13 protein-coding genes and 3 tRNA genes are annotated in these 17,342 nt (G+C 64.2%); 3 read left to right on the top strand and 13 right to left on the bottom strand.

Features of this window, described 5'->3' with window-relative positions:
* Positions 1-32: 32 nt before the first annotated feature.
* Both EWM63_RS04990 and EWM63_RS04985 read left to right on the top strand, forming a co-directional pair.
* Positions 33-1,970, top strand: coding sequence for a helicase-related protein (locus tag EWM63_RS04990; RefSeq protein WP_130190195.1), 1,938 nt, complete (start codon positions 33-35; stop codon positions 1,968-1,970).
* A gap of 236 nt (positions 1,971-2,206) precedes the next feature.
* A complete protein-coding gene (locus tag EWM63_RS04985) occupies positions 2,207-3,328 on the top strand; it encodes a DUF418 domain-containing protein (RefSeq protein ID WP_130185546.1) in 1,122 nt (373 codons plus the stop codon).
* An 18-nt stretch (positions 3,329-3,346) separates the two neighbouring features.
* Here EWM63_RS04985 and EWM63_RS04980 read toward each other — a convergent pair whose 3' ends face one another.
* The 4 genes from EWM63_RS04980 to EWM63_RS04965 form a co-directional block, all read right to left on the bottom strand.
* Positions 3,347-3,946 carry an IMPACT family protein gene (locus tag EWM63_RS04980; protein ID WP_130185545.1) on the bottom strand — a complete coding sequence of 200 codons (600 nt, stop codon included), beginning with the start codon at positions 3,944-3,946 and terminating at the stop codon, positions 3,347-3,349.
* Positions 3,947-4,021: 75 nt separating this feature from the next.
* A complete protein-coding gene (locus tag EWM63_RS04975) occupies positions 4,022-5,209 on the bottom strand; it encodes a DesA family fatty acid desaturase (RefSeq protein WP_130185544.1) in 1,188 nt (395 codons plus the stop codon).
* Positions 5,210-5,354: 145 nt separating this feature from the next.
* Positions 5,355-5,927 (bottom strand): cohesin domain-containing protein, encoded by a 573-nt coding sequence (locus EWM63_RS04970; protein WP_165390753.1) that lies wholly within the window; start codon positions 5,925-5,927, stop codon positions 5,355-5,357.
* Between the two features lie 144 nt (positions 5,928-6,071).
* The gene (locus EWM63_RS04965; protein ID WP_229487734.1) at positions 6,072-9,077 is read right to left on the bottom strand and encodes a reprolysin-like metallopeptidase; all 3,006 of its coding nucleotides are present in this window, start codon (positions 9,075-9,077) and stop codon (positions 6,072-6,074) included.
* Positions 9,078-9,566: 489 nt separating this feature from the next.
* Between EWM63_RS04965 and EWM63_RS04960 the strand changes: the two genes are divergently transcribed.
* Entirely contained in the window at positions 9,567-10,397 is an 831-nt protein-coding gene (locus EWM63_RS04960; RefSeq protein WP_130185542.1) for a sulfurtransferase, read from the top strand.
* Between the two features lie 19 nt (positions 10,398-10,416).
* On the opposite strand, the gene EWM63_RS04955 is transcribed toward EWM63_RS04960, so the two are convergent.
* The 9 genes from EWM63_RS04955 to tolB form a co-directional block, all read right to left on the bottom strand.
* On the bottom strand, positions 10,417-10,815 hold the full coding sequence (locus EWM63_RS04955) for a hypothetical protein (protein ID WP_130185541.1): 399 nt from the start codon (positions 10,813-10,815) through the stop codon (positions 10,417-10,419).
* 71 nt (positions 10,816-10,886) lie between these two features.
* Positions 10,887-11,594, bottom strand: coding sequence for a hypothetical protein (locus tag EWM63_RS04950; RefSeq protein ID WP_130185540.1), 708 nt, complete (start codon positions 11,592-11,594; stop codon positions 10,887-10,889).
* Positions 11,595-11,827: 233 nt separating this feature from the next.
* On the bottom strand, positions 11,828-14,038 hold the full coding sequence (locus EWM63_RS04945; RefSeq protein ID WP_130185539.1) for an OsmC domain/YcaO domain-containing protein: 2,211 nt from the start codon (positions 14,036-14,038) through the stop codon (positions 11,828-11,830).
* A 189-nt stretch (positions 14,039-14,227) separates the two neighbouring features.
* Positions 14,228-14,303, bottom strand: a tRNA-Lys gene (locus EWM63_RS04940).
* Positions 14,304-14,326: 23 nt separating this feature from the next.
* A tRNA-Lys gene (locus EWM63_RS04935) sits at positions 14,327-14,402 on the bottom strand.
* Between the two features lie 58 nt (positions 14,403-14,460).
* Positions 14,461-14,536, bottom strand: a tRNA-Lys gene (locus EWM63_RS04930).
* Positions 14,537-14,655: 119 nt separating this feature from the next.
* Positions 14,656-15,402, bottom strand: a complete 747-nt coding sequence (ybgF, locus tag EWM63_RS04925; protein WP_130185538.1) for a tol-pal system protein YbgF — start codon at positions 15,400-15,402, stop codon at positions 14,656-14,658.
* A gap of 92 nt (positions 15,403-15,494) precedes the next feature.
* Entirely contained in the window at positions 15,495-16,025 is a 531-nt protein-coding gene (gene pal, locus EWM63_RS04920; protein WP_130185537.1) for a peptidoglycan-associated lipoprotein Pal, read from the bottom strand.
* Between the two features lie 51 nt (positions 16,026-16,076).
* Complete coding sequence (tolB, locus tag EWM63_RS04915; protein ID WP_130185536.1) at positions 16,077-17,339, bottom strand: Tol-Pal system beta propeller repeat protein TolB; 1,263 nt, start codon at positions 17,337-17,339, stop codon at positions 16,077-16,079.
* Between the last annotated feature and the right edge of the window lie 3 nt (positions 17,340-17,342).

Below are 17,342 nucleotides of genomic sequence, written 5' to 3'. Positions count from 1 at the left end.
TACTCGTGGCCCGATCGACCACCACCGCGGCAATGACGGAAGAATACGATGACGAACGGTTGAGCATCGAGCTCGGCCTGGCGGAGCGCGGCATCGCGCTGTTGAAACTGGAGGGCAGGGTCTTCCTGCGCTTCGATGGCACGGCTGACGCCGGCGGCCTGCGCGTGCCCTACGCCCTCGTGCCGGCACAGGGTGTGCTGGCCAAGCCATCGAAGTGGCGCAAGCTCGATGCCGAGGCGCGCGCCGCGCTGGTGCGCGAGCGCTCCACCGACCGCGCGCTGCGCGAACTGCATGACAGCACGGTCGCGTTCGTGCGCGAGCTGGGCGCCGAGTGCGAGGAATTCGGTCTGGCGCCGATGGACTTCCTGCATTCACTGGCCGACGTGCAGACGTCGGAACCGGCGTCGGTCGTGTTCGACCGCATCCGCCAGCGGCTGGGCCATGCCGCGGAGCGGCAGCGCGAGGAACAGCATGCCGAGCGCACCCGCCAGAGCATCAACCTGGCCGAATATCCCGCCTCGTTCGACGTGGCGCGGCGCCTGCCCCGCAAATTCATCGCGCTGCTGGGCCCCACCAATTCGGGCAAGACCCACAAGGCGATGGAAGCGCTGGCCAAGGCCGCCAGCGGCGTCTATCTCGCGCCGTTGCGCCTGCTGGCGCTGGAAAACTACGAGCGCCTGCTGGAAGTGTCGCGGCACGGCAAGCCGCTGGCCGTCAGCCTCGTGACCGGCGAGGAACGCCGGATCGCGGAAGATGCCACCCATGTCGCCAGCACGGTCGAGATGCTCGATACCCGCACGCCGGTCGACGTGGCCGTCATCGACGAGATCCAGATGCTGGCCGACCGCGACCGCGGTGCCGCCTGGACAGCGGCCGTGTGCGGCGCGCCGGCCGGCACCGTGTACCTGGTGGGGGCGCCGGAAGCGCGCCGCGCCGTGGAAGCGCTGGCCGAACGGCTCGAATGCCCGATCGAAGTGCACGTGATGAAGCGTAAGGGGCCGCTGTCGATGGAAGACGGCCCGGTGCGCAAGGTAAAGAACCTGCGGCCGGGCGATGCGCTGATCGCGTTCTCGCGGCGCGACGTGCTGATGTGGCGCGACATGGTCGCCGAGATGGGCCATTCGGTGGCCACCGTGTACGGCAACCTGTCGCCCGAGGTGCGCCGGGCGCAGGCGCAGCGCTTCCGTGACGGCGAGGCCGACATCGTCGTCGGCACCGATGCGATCGCCATGGGCCTGAACATGCCGATCCAGCGCATCGTGATGACGTCCACCGTCAAGTTCAACGGTTACGAGGAAGAGGAAATCCCCGCGCCGCTGGCACGCCAGATCGCCGGCCGGGCAGGGCGCTACGGCATCCATGAGGAAGGCCTGGTAGCCGGCTACGACGCCGACAGCCACGAGGTGATGCGCTCGCTGCTGAAGGAAAAACCGGTGCCGCTGAACACGAGCGGCTTTGCCGTGGCCCCCACGCTGGAGCACCTGCACCGCATTGCGGCCGTGACGCAGGAAACGTCGCTGGCCAAGCTGCTCAAGCGCTTCATCCACAACATCGACGTGCCGGACGGCTTCTTCTACCCGCGCATCACCGAGGACCAGATGGAGCGGGCCCAGTGGCTCGACACGCTGCCCCTGTCGGTCGCCGACAAGTTCGCGCTGTCGCTGGTGCCGGTTTCGACCAAGGTGCTGGCCTTGCAGCGCGCGTGGGAGCACTGGTGCGTGGCGCTGTCGAAAAAGCGCATCACGCGGCTGCAGCCGGACGACCACCAGCTGTATCACATGACCCTGCAGGAAGTGGAAGACACTTGCCGCCTGTATTCCGCGTATGCGTGGCTGGGCTACCGCCTGCCCGACTATTTCCCGGACATCGAGCTGGCGCTGGAACTGTCGCGTGCAGCATCCGAGCGGGTCGATACGATGCTGCAGGACCAGAACACGTCGTCGCGCCGGCGCCACCACCGGCGGCGGTAATCCACCGCGTCGCGCCACCCGGCACCGGTGCAGGCGCCGGTTTCCAAAGCCTTTTATGGCACATCGGCCTGTCACGTGCGCTGAAATGCGCATGTGGATGAGTGTCGTGCGCTGGTAATTGGCAACGTTTTCATCCACAATCGGCGGCACCGCTATTTCCACAGGTTCGCGATGCCGCCCACTTCCCCCGCCTGGATCTCGTCGATGCCCTGCGCGGCTTCGCCATCGTGTCGATCATGCTGCTGCATAACCTCGAGCATTTCGACCTGTACCACCTGCCGGCCGGCCAGCCGGACTGGCTGGTGGCGCTGGACAAGGGCATCTGGGACACGATGTTCTTCCTGTTCGGCGGCAAGTCCTACCTGATCTTCGCGCTGCTGTTCGGCGTAACGTTCCACCTGCAGTTTGCGCGCCGGGCCGCCGTGGGCGAGGATTTCCGCCCACGGTTCGCATGGCGCATGGTGCTGCTGCTGGGCTTCGGCATGGTGAATTCGCTGTTCTACCAGGGCGACATCCTGTCGTTCTACGCCGTGATGTCGTTCACGCTGCTGCCGGTGGCGCGGCTCGGCAGCCGGGCGGTGCTGGCCATCGCGGCGCTGCTGCTGTTGCAGCCCTGGCTCTGGGTCGCCGTGCTGCAGGCGCTGCCGCAGCCGGACGCCAGGCTGGCGGATCCGGCATCCTGGGCATACTTCGGCCGTGCCAAGGAATACATGACGGGCGGAACGCTGTTGCAGACTTACCTCGGCAACATCACGACCGGCAAGGCCGCCGCGGTACTGTGGAGCTGGGAAAACGGCCGCTTCTTCCAGATTCCGGCGCTGTTCATGCTCGGCATGCTGGCTGGGCGCGCCGGCGTGTTTGCCCTGTCCGACGCGAACCGCGCCTTCTGGCGCCGCATGCTGGTGGTGGCCATCGTGTGCTTCGCGGCGCTGTATGCAACCACGCTGGGCCTCGATGCCGCGGTGTCCGGCGGCGCGCTGCGCCGGCCGCTGCTGGTGATCGTCAAGTCCTGGTCGAATTTCGCGCTGATGGGCGTGATCGTCGCCGCGTTCGCGCTGCTGTACCAGCGCGGCACGCTGGTCCGGGCACTGCGTGCGTTTGCGCCGCTCGGCCGGATGAGCCTGACCAGCTACGTGGCGCAGTCCGTGGTCGGCACCGCCCTGTACTACCACTTCGGGTTCGGCCTGTATGCCTATACCGGCGCCACCGTGTGCCTGCTGATCGGTGTGGTGCTCGCCGTGCTGCAGGGCCTGTTCTCGGCCTGGTGGCTGCGGCGCCACAAGCAGGGGCCGCTGGAAACGCTGTGGCACCGCGCCACGTGGATCGGCAGCGGCCGCGCCCGCGCGGCGGCGGCCTGAGACTTTACTCCCGACCCTTTACTCCTGACGCGGGTCTTTCACCCACAGCACCCGGCCATTGCCCGCTTCGTTCAGGCGGGTAACGAGCGCTTCCGCCGCGTCTTCCGGCAGGCTGAAGTGAAAGGCCACGTCATCGCCATGCGCTGCCTCCAGCAGGCTGGCCCCCGCGGCATCGAGCTCGCGCCGCAACAAGCCCTCCAGTGCATAAGGCACCGAGCAGCGCAGCTCGCGCGACTTGACAATGGCGATGCGCTCGGCCTTCAGCAATGCCTGGGCGACGCCATCGGTATAGGCCCGCACGAGGCCCCCCGCACCGAGCTTGACGCCGCCAAAATAGCGCACCACGGTGGCCAGCACGCCTTCCAGGTCCTGGTGGCGCAGCACGTCGAGCATCGGTCGGCCGGCTGTGCCGCTGGGTTCGCCATCGTCGACGGCGGCCGACTGGCCGCCGGCCAGCAGGGCCCAGCACACGTGTGCGGCGCCGGGGTGCTCGGCCTTCAGGCGCGCCACGACCGCCTGTGCGGCGGTACGGTCGGTCATCGGTTGCACGCAGGCGATGAAGCGGCTTTTCTTGATCAGGAGTTCGGCGGAACAGGGGGCGGCGAGGGTGTGCGGCATCGGTGGCGGGAGGAGGGCGGACCGCCGATTGTAACCGGCGGCCCGGCCGTGCCGGAAGGTCTGGTGGCCCGCCGCTCAGGCGTAGCTGCGCAGGCGTGCCGCGAACTCGCCCAGCATGCCGATGCCCGAACGTTCGGCCTGTTCGCACCACTGCCGCAGATGGGCCAGCAGCTCTTCCGGTGCCGCGTGCTGGCGCTGCCACAATTCGGCCAGCTCGGCGCGCAGTTGCTGCATTGTCAGCAAGGCGCCCCGATGGTGGAGGAACAACGCCAGCGAAGCGGCCTGTTCGCCCGTGACGAGCCCCGGATCGCGTTTCAACAGCCGGTACACCTGGGCCATGAAGCGCTTGTCGAATACCACCTCGTGCGGTTGCCGTGCATCCTGCCGGAACGCCCGGCGCAGCATGCGCGCATAGCGGGCCATCACTTCATGCCGGTTATCGATGATGGCGTGCAGCGTGCGCAGGTCGGCCACCGGCTTGGCGGGCATGCGCCGGGGGCGCGGCGCCACGCGCGTCACGCGGGCGAGCCCGCAGGCCTGCAGCAGCCGGATGTACAGCCAGCCGACGTCGAACTCGAACCAGCGCGACGACAGCCGCGCCGACGTGGGATAGGTGTGGTGGTTGTTGTGCAGTTCCTCGCCCCCGATCAGCAGGCCGATCGGCACGATATTGGTGGCGGCATGGGGGCCGTCATAGCTGCGGTAGCCGCACCAGTGCCCCAGGCCGTTGACGATGCCGGCCGCGGTCACGGGAATCCACAGCATCTGCACGGCCCACACGGTCAGGCCGACGACGCCGAACAGTGCCACCTCGATCACGAGCAACAGGCCGACGCCTTGCCAGACAAAGCGGGAATACACATGCCGCTCGACCCAGTCATCGGGCGTGCCGGCACCATACTGCACCACCGTGACGGGGTTCGCGGCTTCGGTGCGATACAGTTCGGCGCCTTGCGTCAGCACGCGGCGGATGCCGAACACGGCCGGGCTGTGCGGGTCACCGTCGAGCTCGCATCGCGCATGGTGCTTGCGGTGCACGGCCACCCATTCGCGCGTGACCATGCCGGTGGTAAGCCACAGCCAGAAGCGGAAGACATGGCTGGCCACCGGGTGCAGCGTCAACGCGCGGTGCGCCTGGCAGCGGTGCAGGTAGATGGTGACGGCGGCGATCGTGACATGCGTCAGCGCCAGCGTCCAGGCAACGATCGCGATGGTGCTCCAGTCGAGCAGGCCTTGCGACAGGAAAGCGAGGAAGGCATCCATGCTGGTCCTTTCCGGAGAAGGTAGTCCAGCATAGTCAATTTCGGCGGCGGCGTCGATGCGTGCGCATCAACCCGGTTCCGCAAAGCGGGCAGCCATAAAAAAAGCCGGGCTGCGCGAGCAGCCCGGCAGGCGCTCCGGTCGCCGGTCAGGAACGCGCAGCCAGCTGGCGCCGGCGCAGTACCGCCACGCCGACCAGGCCCACGCCCAGCATCAGGTAGGTGGAAGGTTCCGGCACGGCCGATACCTGGATCGAACCCGTGGCAATCGTGGTAGCAATGTCGAGCTCGCCGCTGTCGATCAGCAGCACGTCGGAGAGCGTCAGCGCCGAATTGCCGGCACCTACCGCCTGGAACGTGATCGTTGCCAGGCTGCCGTTGCCGGATACGCCGGGCAGGCTGGCGCCCACCAGCGAGTGGGCAACATAGGACAGCGTGCCGGCCGCGTTGTCGAGGTAGCCGCTGACGGCGGGCCCCGTGGGGTAGCCGCTGAAGATATCGCCCAGCACGACCGAGCTGATCTGCAGCACGGTCGGGTCGAACGACAGCGAGAACTGGTACGTGTACAGGTCGGTCACGTCCGTCAGTTCCACGTCCAGTTCAATGACCTGGCCGACGGTTGCCATATTCGGCGTTGCGACAGGGGTCAACGTCGCCGCATAGGCCTGGATGCTGGCTGCGCTCAGCAGCGCAGCGCCCAGGTATTTCTTCCATCCATTCATCTTGTTTCTCCTCTTTGCCCGTGGGCAGTGATCGGTGATGCCAGCCGGGAAACCCGGCCGGTCTGGCACATGTTCCGGGCCCGGCCGGAGCCTGGCTGCCATCCGCTTGGCGCGGCAACCAGGTCCGTTCGAGCTGGACAGCGGTCAGTTGCAGGACGTTCCCTGTGCGACGCGACGGGCCACGTAGTTCAGGTCGCGTGCGTCGATGACGCCATCCTTGACAACGTCGGCGCGGGCGTCGAAGCCGGGCTGGCCGGTACGCTTGCCGAACGCGGAACGGATGATGCCCAAGTCTGCACAGTCTACGACGCCATCAGCGTTGATGTCGCCCGACAGGTTGATCGTGAAATCCACGTTCGACACGTCGAAGAACACGTTGCCGAGCGCCTCCACCTTGACGCGGGCCTTTGCCGTGGACAGCGCCGGCAGCGTTACCGTGGCGCTGCCATCGTTCGGCGTGCTGGCGGACAGCGTGTGCGGCCAGGTCTTGCCACTGTCGGTCGACAGCGAGATCTTCACGTTCTGCACGCCGACCGGGGCCGTGTTGGTGTTGGCCACGCTCCACGTCACGGTCTGTGTCGAACCGGCCTCGAGCGTGGTGGCCGCGTTGGGCGCGGTCACCAGGAAGGGGCCCGCCGCGTGCGCCAGCACGAGCTGCGTGTCGGCGCTGCTGACGCCGCCACGACCGTCACGCGCCGTCACCCGGAAGTTCAGCGATGCCGGGCTGGCGTTGACGCCCGGGTAGCCAACATAATCGGGCGTCGGCAGGAATTCGGCGAAGCACTCGATATTGGCGGCGGTCGGCGTGGCGGCCGGCGTGGGGCAGGCACCGGTTTGCGCATTGGTATTGTTCGCCAGGATCTGGTCGATGTCCGGAAACACGCGGGTCGGATTGGTCGTCACGTGGTTCTCGCCGGGCGAGTTGTACTTGATCGTGTCCGCGCTGGTCACGACGGCGCGCTTGCCGAACTGGCTGAACAGCGGGCCGTTCGTCTTCACGTTGTCGAGCAGCGCCGTGCCTTCGTCACCGCCATGGTCGTTCTGCTCCCACAGGTAGGTGATCGTGTCGCCATCGGCATCGGTGGCGTCGCCAGTCAGGGCGAACGGCGTGCGCACCGGGATCGTGTAGCTGGCCGGCGCCGTGACCAGCGGCGCGCTGTTGCCGGTGCCGGACACGCTGCCGCCGCGGCGGGTCAGGCCGCCGGCGGTGATTTCGCCGGCAATGCCGCTGGCGCCAGCCGAGAAGTTCGCCAGTCCCAGCTGGGCGGTATTGGTGCCGGCCAGCGCGCCGCCGAACGTGACGGTGAAGCCGTTGTTGTTGACCGAGCTGACCGTGACGGTGGCGCCGGCCGGCCAGCCGGCGATGCCCTCGATCGCCGCCTTGATGCCCGCCGGCGTGTAGTTGGTGCCGCGCACGATGGGCGCCGACAGGGCGCCGTTCCAGCTGACCTGGAACTGCGCGCCGTTCGCGGTGAAGTTGCGCAGCGCAGCCGTCTGCACCTCGTTGAGCGTGGATTCGCCACTCGATGTGTAGGCGACGATTTCATCGAAGCTGCGCTGCGACCAGTACGGATCGCTGTGCGGTTGCACGTTGTCGGATCCGCAAATGCCGGCATACGCCATGATCGACGAGCCGCTGCCCGTTTCGACCGACGTTTCCGGATTGCGGTTGCCGCCGGCGCAGCTGCCGTTGACGCCGTTGAACGTGTGGTTGCCGGAGAACTGGTGGCCAATTTCGTGCGCCACGTAGTCGACCGCGAAATAGTCGCCCACCGGCGTTGGCACGCCCGTGCAACCCTGCGCTTTCGCGTTACCGCCGACAACGCCCAGGCTGGCGATGCCGCCGCCGTCCAGACCGAAGGCGATGTGGCCGATATCGAAATTGCTGGCGCCGACCAGCAGGCCGGTGACGATGCGGTTGCGGTTCAACGTGGCGCTGCCGCAGCCGGATGCCTGGCTGGTGGTGTAGCAGGCGGCGCCGCCGCACGGGCCGTTGGCGCCCGTCATCTGCGCATCCGTATCGAGGTTCAGCGCATCGTTGCCATCGATGAGCACGAGGCGGATCGAGGTTTCGTCTTCGTAGATCTGCGTGACGCGATTGATCAGCGTGACCTTGGCGGCCGTGACGTTGGCGGAACCGCCGAAGTAGCTGGCATACGAAGGATCGGTCACGAGCGCGAGCCGGTAGGTGCGCAGCTGGTTGCCCGTGACGGCGCTGGCCGGCGCGGCGGCATCGACCACGTGGTAGGACGCGGTGCTGGTGGCACGGCCATCGCTCGCGACGACCTCGAAGGCGCCGCTGCTGCCGGCCGGCAGCGTAAGCGAAACAACGCCATTGGCGTCGGCGGTGGCGACCGCGGTCTGCAGGGCGGAGGTCTCGCCTTCGGCGCGCACGGTGACGTTGACCGTTGCGCCGGGCGCGAAGTTCAGGCCGCGCACCTCGAGGTTGTCGCCTTCCTTGTAGAAGCCGCGCGACAGCGTCAGTTGTGCCTCGCCCAGCGCCGCTTCCACCAGCGGACCGTGCTGGTTGGTCAGGTCGCGGGCGTAATAGCTGGCATACAGGCTGTCGTCGAGGTGGTAGTAGGGGTCGACGTACCAGCCGCCGTTCGGCGAGCGCACGGAAGCATGCAGGCCCAGCTTGGTCATGTCCATCCGCAGCGTGGCGGACGGGTCGTCGATACCCTTGCCGCGGTAGGTCTTGATGTCGGGGTGCTTGGCCGCCAGGCCCGCTTCCATGATCGGCGATTCGACCAGGGCAAAGCGCTGGTAGCCGCCGTCCGGATGGGGCAGCGAGATCGTCAGCGTGGTGGGCACTTCGCCGTCGCCGCGTTCGGCCGGTGCGCCGGCCGCCAGGCCCTTCATGCCAAGCTTGTCCAGCGTGCTGGCGTGGAAACGCTTGAGTTTCAGGGCGGGCTTCTTGACGGCATTGCCGGTGGAAAGCGAGGCGGTCGGCACGGCGACGCTTTGCCAGTGGGGCGCGGCGCGCTGGATGGACACTGCGGTTGTGGCCGTCTGCGCAGCGTGCGCGATCGGCGCGGCGGCGGTAAAGGCGAGGGCGATACAGAGGGCCAGGGAGGATTTCACACCCGGCACGTTGCGCATCTGCTGCAGCCCGCCGTGGTGCGGCGGGGTCGACGGCTTGATTCTCATGCAATGTCCTTTCACGACTTGGTTTGCTCTACGCGGTGGTCTTCTTGTGTTGCCTCTTTCTGCTGCTTCCCTTGCTTTCCGCCGTCGGTGCGGCGGTCGTCATTCTGGCGATGATAAAAATAAGTCAATACAACTCAACAATACTATTGCCGGTTTGTTACATAACTCAAGCATAATTTTCAGACACGTTGTAAAGACGATGAAAACCTTGTCAGAGCTCGCCTTGCGGGCGTGGCGAAAGGTCTTTGTTGCCGGTTTTCGCCGGCCGCCGCGACCGGATTGCGCCATGCAAGGGAGGTGCGCCGGCATCTTTCGGGTACGGGCCGGCACCGGGGCGCGATACAATGGCCGGCTTTTTCCATGCGCCGCGCTGTGCGGCCGATTCCAGCCCCCGATAGCCTTGAACCGCGTGCATCCCCTGTCCGAAACCTGCCTGCGTGCCGACCTGGTGCGAGGCCGCCAGCTCGTCAGCGCGGGCAGCTCGCGGCCATGATTGCCGATGGCGCGATCGCTGCCGGCTGGCGCCTGTTCGAAGCGGGATGCGGTGCATTGCACGGGTTCACGGCGGCGCACATTCCCGGCGCCGGCTACCTCGATACCTGCGCATTCGAAGGCGGCCCCCTGTGGAACAAGGTGCCGGACGAAGCGCTGCTGCGCGTGCTGCTGGCGCATGGCATCCGGCACGATACGACCGTGATCCTGTACGGCCGCAACAACCTGGCCGCCGCGCGCGTGGCGCACCTGTTGCTGTACGCGGGCGTGGCCGACGTGCGGCTGCTCGATGGCGGGTTTGCCGCGTGGCACGCCGGCGGATATGCCTGCGAAGCGGGAGCGGCGCACGTGCCGGTTCCGGTGACCAGTTTTGGGGCGCCATATCCCGCACATCCCGAATACCTGATCGGCATGGCGGAGGCGCGCGCTTTGCTGGCGCGGCCGGATGCGGTCCTGGCCAGCATCCGCAGCGAAGCCGAATTCCTTGGAAAAGTGTCGGGATACAGCTATATCGCCGCGCGCGGTGACATTCCCGGCGCCTCATGGGGCAGGGCAGGCGCCGACGGCGACGTCAACAGCATGAGCGCCTACCAGCTTGCCGACGGGCGCATGCGGCCGGCCGCCGCGATCGCCGCCATGTGGGAAGCGGCCGGCATCACGCCCGGCCGGCGTGTCGCGTTCTATTGCGGTACCGGCTGGCGGGCCTCGATGGCCTTCTTCCATGCGTGGCTGATGGGGTGGGAAGACATCGCCGTGTATGACGGCGGGTGGCTGGAGTGGAGCAGCGATGCCGCTGGCGGCGCACGGTGCGCGGCCGGCATGGGCTGAAGATTCGCTTTGCAACCATTTACCCGGCAGGTTGAGGATTGCTCGACAGTGTAAAAAAACGGCGGAAACCGAAAGGCCGCCTCACCCCTTTTGGATCCGAAAAAAAAGGAAGCGTAACAAGGCCCTCGGGTCGAAGGGTCAATTGCCATGGGGCTCCACCAAAAAACTGGAACTGCACCATATATGGGGTAGGAATGCGCAGGTTTGAAAACGATCCTGTCGAATACATCGCCCCTAGTACGGCTGAATCGATGATGGTTAAATCAGGCCGAAGCAGATAGATACGCAACATTTCCTCATTCGGCACATCGTCGGTTACGAACATTAGATAGCCATCACCCCAGTCGAGCGCTGCCTCGAGCGTGGCACCAGCAATCGTTACGTCGCTGGGTATGCCGTCGATGATAATTTCGCTCACCGGGACAGCATCATCCGCCGGGCGTAGAAGCCGCAATGCAAAGCGTGTAAGGGGAAGCCGCTCCATTTTGACTACCAAATAAATGTCGAGCCGAAGGCAGCCAATGCTCCGCCCGCAAATGCGCCGACTGTGACGCACACGGGTGCGCCCGGGCCGCAGGCTAGCCCGGCGAGTGCCCCACCTGCCATGCCGCCAGCAATTCCCGCGCTATTCGCGGCAACTTCCTGCTTTATCGCAGCACTTCTATTGGTAGCTGTTGCGATGTTGTACACCGAAAGTCCAAGTGCGACAACAATCAGTCCCCGTCCGGCATATGCCATGCGTGACATGGCACGCGTAACCTTTGCATTCGACCTGCCTGCGGAAGAGATGATTTCAGCGTAGATGGCGTTTTGCTTGGCAGGTGATAGTTTCGAGAATATGGCGCGTTCGCCGTGCAATCGGATAGTTTGCCGCGCAATTAAATCATTCAGCGTGTAACCTGTCGCCTTGATTTTCTGTGCGATTGCACGGCCGACAGGCGTGCTACGGTTGCGTACGATTTCCATGACCAGGTTTCGCGATTCCTGCGCACGCACTGCTGCCTTTTCCCAAGAAATACTTCCTTTGTTTGCCTGGCTTCGCAAGGTATCCGCCATGCGTTTGATTTCTCTTGCGTAGAGTTGTCTGGCTGCCGAGTCAATCGTGAGATGTGCCCCAGCGTTTGCAAACTGGGCCTCCAATGACTTAATAATCTTTTCAAACTCGATTTCTTGATTTTGCTGCACATTAGTATTCATATCGCGGCCCTCGGAGAAGTAGCAGAGCTACCAGCATAAAAGCGGCGCTTGTCAGTGGGGTTGCTGAAAGTCAACTATTGGCTGAGCAGGATATGTGTCCGGTGCCGGGTGGTCGACGCCCGATGTATGTCGCAAAAGAAAACCCCAACTCAAGGTTGGCGTTTTGTCGGGTGCTGGCTGCCGTGCTCCAGTCTCTCGTAGTGAAGGAAGGCAGTGTTATTGCTAAGGCAGGTCTACCCTTGGCCAGCGATACCGGCTGCCTTCGCCCGCGCCGCGTGCAGCTTCCGGTAGCTGTCGAGCAGGCGCTCGTGGCGGTCGAGGCCTTCGAGTTTCATGCTCGTCGGCGTCAAGCCATGGAAGCGCACGCTGCCGTCGACGGAGCCCAGCACGGCATCCATGCGCGGGTTGCCGAACATGCGGCGGAAATTGACCACGTAGTCGTCCAGTTCCAGGTCATCGTCCAGTGTCACTTCCAGCACGGCTTCCAGGGCCTGGTAGAACAGGCGGCGTTCGACCGTGTTGTCGTTGTATTGCAGGAAGGCGCCCACCAGTTCATGCGCCTGTTCGAACTGCTTCAGCGCGAGGTGGATCAGCAGCTTCAGTTCCAGCACCGTGAGCTGGCCCCAGTCCGTGTTTTCATCGAACTCGATGCCGATCAGCGTGGCGATGTCGGAGTATTCATCCAGTTCGTTGTTCTCCAGGCGGTCCAGCAAGTCTTCCAGCGTGGCGTCGTCCAGGCGATGCAGGTTCAGGATATCCTCGCGGAACAGCAGCGCCTTGTTGGTGTTATCCCAGACCAGGTCTTCGACCGGATAGATTTCCGAATAGCCGGGCACCAGGATGCGGCAGGCGATCGCGCCCAGGCCGTCATGCACCGCCATGTAGACTTCCTTGCCCATCTCTTCGAGGATGCCGAGCAGCGTCGTGGCTTCGTCGGCGTTGGAATTCTCGCCGTGGCCGGAAAAGTCCCATTCGACGAATTCGCAGTCCGCCTTGGCACTGAAGAAGCGCCATGACACGATGCCGCTCGAATCGATGAAGTGTTCGACGAAGTTGTTCGGCTCCTTGACGGCATGGCTGGCAAACGTGGGCCGCGGCAGATCGTTCAGGCCTTCGAAGCTGCGGCCCTGCAGCAATTCCGTCAAGCTGCGTTCCAGTGCCACCTCGAAGCTCGGGTGCGCGCCGAACGAGGCGAACACGCCGCCCGTGCGCGGGTTCATCAGCGTTACGCACATGACCGGGTATTTCCCGCCCAGCGAAGCATCTTTCACGAGCACCGGGAAACCCTGTTCCTCCAGCCCCGCGATGCCGGCCAGGATGCCCGGGTATTTCGCCAGCACTGCCTGCGGCACGTCGGGCAAGGCCATTTCGCCTTCGAGGATCTCGCGTTTCACCGCCCGTTCGAAGATCTCGGACAGGCATTGCACCTGCGCCTCGGCCAGTGTGTTACCGGCGCTCATGCCATTGCTGACGTACAGGTTCTCGATCAGGTTGGTCGGGAAATACACGGTTTCACCGTCCGAATGGCGTACATACGGCAGCGAGCAGATACCGCGCGCGGCATTGCCGGAATTGGTGTCGACCAGGTGCGAGGCGCGCAATTCGCCATCGGGATCGTAGATTTCCCGGCAGTAGTCGTCGAGGATCTCGGGCGGCAGCGCATCCTTGCGGCCGGGCTTGAACCAGCGTTCGTTCGGATAGTGGACGAACGGCGCATTGGCGATTTCCTCGCCCCAGTACTGGCCCGCGTAGAAGTGGTTATTGCTCAGCCGCTCGATATATTCGCCGAGTGCCGACGCCAGCGCGCTTTCCTTCGTCGAACCCTTGCCGTTGGTGAAGCACATCGGCGAGTGGGCATCGCGAATATGCAGCGACCAGACATTGGGGATGATATTGCGCCACGACGCGATCTCGATCTTGATGCCCAGGCCCGCCAGCAGGGCGGACATATTGGCGATGGTCTGCTCGAGCGGCAGATCCTTGCCGACGATATACGTGGCCGCGTCGGAGGAAGGATTCAGCGTCAGCAAGGCCTGCGCGTCCGCATCGAGATTGTCCACCTCTTCGATGACGAATTCCGGACCTGCCTGCACCACTTTCTTCACCGTGCAGCGTTCGATGGAACGCAGGATGCCCTGGCGGTCCTTTTCCGAGATATCGGCCGGCAATTCCACCTGGATCTTGAAAATCTGCTGGTAGCGGTTTTCCGGGTCGACGATATTATTCTGCGACAGGCGGATATTCTCGGTCGGGATATCCCGGGTATTGCAGTACAACTTCACGAAATAGGCCGCGCACAGCGCCGACGAGGCGAGGAAGTAGTCGAACGGACCCGGTGCCGAACCATCGCCCTTGTAGCGGATGGGCTGGTCGGCAATGACGGTGAAGTCGTCGAACTTGGCTTCCAGGCGAAGCTTGTCGAGGAAGTTGACCTTGATTTCCATGGGAAGATTCCAGATAGATTGATTTAGCCGCCATTATCCGCCTTTTCGCGAAGCGGGCGGACATCACTTGCTGATGAGTAATGTCCCTGAGGCCCGCGTCGTGGCAGGCAGCCTTGGCGCGGCGCGCCGGCCGGGCAGGGCCCGGAAAACAAAAACGCCAACCCGGAGGTTGGCGTTTTCGCGAAATCTTGGTAGGCCGTGCGGGATTCGAACCTGCGACCAACGGATTAAAAGTCCGCTGCTCTACCAGCTGAGCTAACGACCCAAGGTAAAACACAATATTTGCAATGGTAGGCCGTGCGGGATTCGAACCTGCGACCAACGGATTAAAAGTCCGCTGCTCTACCAGCTGAGCTAACGACCCTTTGCAAAACATGCACAACTCGCAACAATAACAATGCAACTTCGCTGCGTCTTTCGAGTGGTAGGCCGTGCGGGATTCGAACCTGCGACCAACGGATTAAAAGTCCGCTGCTCTACCAGCTGAGCTAACGACCCTCCGAAAGAAGCGGGATTATAGGATGGCCCGGCCGTTCCTGTCAAATGCTTAGGAGCATCGAATTATGCCGGAAGGGCCGGGCCGCCATGCGCTGGAGCGAACCCGACCGTAGATGCGCTTACTTGCCGCCCAGGCGTTCCTTGGCCGTGCGCGCGGCCGCGGTGTTCGGGTAGGCCTTGATCAGCTCGTTCAGCGTTTTCTTGGCGTTGTTGACGGCTTTCAGCTCCGTCTGGCAGCTGGCGATGTTCAGCATCGCGTCCGCGGCCTTCGGGCTGTCCGGGTAATTCTTCACCACGGCCTGCTGGGCAACAATGGCCGCCTTGCAGTCGCGGTTCGCGTAATGGGCGTTGCCGAGCCAGTACTGGGCGTTGGCGGCATAGGCGGAAGCCGGGTAGCGGCGCACGAAGGCTTGCAGCGCCGTGGCGGCGCCTTCGTAGTCGCCCTCCTTGAACTGCTGCATGGCCGCGTCGTAGGCGTTCTGTTCGGACTGGTCGACCGAGGCTGTCTGGCCATCGATTTCCACCTGGCGCGGCTCCAGCGCGCGCAGGCGCTTGTCCATGTCGGCGTACAGGTCCTTCTGGCGCTTCGAGGCCACTTCGATCTCGTTCTGCAGCACTTCGACCTGGCCGCGCAGGCGGGCGATTTCCTGCATCGTCTGGTCGTGCTGGGCGATCAGGTCCAGCGTCGATGTCTTGTCCGCTTTCGTGTCCAGGCGCGTGGCCAGTTCCTTGGACAGCGCTTCCACCTTCGCGCGCAGGTCGAGGATGGCGCGGCGCGCTTCGTCGTCGTCGAAAACGCCGGCGGCGGCATGCAGGGAGAAGGTGGCAACGGCCAGCGCGACAGCCGTCTTTGCGAATTTGATCATGTTCTAAACGCTTTCAATGAAAAAAACGGGGCAGCGCGCAGTATAACTTGCGCGCTGCCCCGTCTGTACGATGTCTGGATCGTGAGCGGCGATTACTTGTAGACGATGTCGGCGCGGCGGTTCTGTGCCCACGCTTCTTCGTTGCTGCCCGTTGCCTTCGGCTTTTCCTTGCCCAGCGAAACGGCTTCGATCTGGCCTTCGGACACGCCCAGCGCGACCATCGAGCGCTTCACGGCTTCGGCGCGCTTCTGGCCCAGGGCCAGGTTGTATTCGGCGCCGCCGCGTTCGTCGGTGTTGCCCTGGATCAGGATGTTGCGGCCGGTGTTCTTGGTCAGGTAGCCGGAGTGGTTGGTCACCACCGATTTGCCGTCTTCGCGCACGACATAGCTGTCGAAGTCGAAGTACACGCTGCGCTGCGCCAGCACGCCTTGCGGGTCATCCAGCGGGTCGATCGACTTGGTTTCCACCGGTGCCACGGCACGGGTGTCCTGCGCTGCCGCTGGTGCTTCGGCTGGCTTGCTTTCCACTACCGGTGCCGGCTCGGAAACCTTGACGGGGCTCGAGCAAGCTGCCAGCAGGGCGGCGCTGCTGATGATGAAGGCGATGCTTTTTACGTTACGCATGTTGATTCTCCTGGTCGTTGTGAAAGGTCTTTACTGCCTGTTTTACTTCTTTTACTTCATGAAAGGACCCCAGGTGGGCTCCTTGATTGCTCCGGCCTGAATGGTCAGGCGCTGCTTGACCCGGCCGTCCACCGACACCACCGCCAGGGCCTTGCGCCCGCCCGATTCGGTCGAGTACAGGATGTACTTGCCGTTCGGTGCGAAGCTGGGGGCCTGGTCGTTCGTGTTATCCGACAAACGGAGCTCCTGGCCGCTTGCCAGATCCATGACATAGAGCTGGAAGTTGCCGTTGCGCCGGGAAATATACGCCAGCGACTTCCCATCGGAGGAGATGCGCGGGCTGATGTTGTAGTTACCCTTGAACGTCACGCGCTGCGCATCGCCGCCGTTCGCACTCATGCGGTAGATCTGCGGGCCGCCGCTGCGGTCGCTGGTGAAGTAGATCGACTGGCCGTCCGCGGAGAACTGCGGTTCGGTATCGATGCCGCTGCTGTTCGAGATGCGGCGGATGCCGCCGCCGCTGCTGTTGGCGATGTAGACCTGGGTATTGCCCGTTTTCGACAGCGCCAGCGCGATGCGACTGCCGTCCGGCGACCAGGAAGGCGCCGAATTGCTGCCACGCTCGTTGGCGATGACGGTGCGCTGGCGGGTGATCAGGTTCTGCACGTAGATCACCGGCTTTTTCTGCTCGAACGACACATAGGCGACCTTGGTGCCGTCCGGCGACCACGACGGCGAAATGATCGGCTCGTTCGACGACAGCGCCAGCTGCACGTTTTCGCCATCCGCATCCGCCACTTCGAGGCGGTACGAACGGCCTTGTTGCGTGACATAGGCGATGCGGGTGGCGAAGATGCCGCGCACGCCGGTCAGTTTTTCATAGACGTCGTCGGCGATCTTGTGCGCCGACAGGCGGGTGAATTGCGCCGGCGCCTGCTGGTCCAGTTGCGAGATCTTCGCGTTCTGGATCGTCGACATCAGCTTGTAGCGCACGTCGTACGTGCCGTTCGGCTGCTTCTGCACGGTGCCGACCACGAGGGCGTCCGCGCCGCGCGCCTTGTAGGACGCGGCATCGACGCTGTTGATATCGCTGATCGTGCCGGCATCGATCACCTTGAAGGCGCCGCTGCGCTCCAGGTCGGTCTTGATGACCTTGGAAATCTGCGTGGGCGACTGGCCTTCGTCGACGAAGGCGGCGACCGCCACGGGAATCTGGTTGCTGCCGACACCCGAGATTTCCACGCGCAGTTGCGCCTGGGCGGTCAGGCTGGCCAGCATGCCGGCGGTAAGGAACAAGGTATTGAGTTTTTTCATGTT

This window comes from Pseudoduganella lutea (assembly GCF_004209755.1).
GTDB classification, from domain to species: Bacteria; Pseudomonadota; Gammaproteobacteria; order Burkholderiales; family Burkholderiaceae_D; genus Rugamonas; species Rugamonas lutea.
The sequence above is the reverse complement of the archived record's forward strand: the minus strand, read 5'-3'. Positions and strand labels throughout refer to the sequence as shown.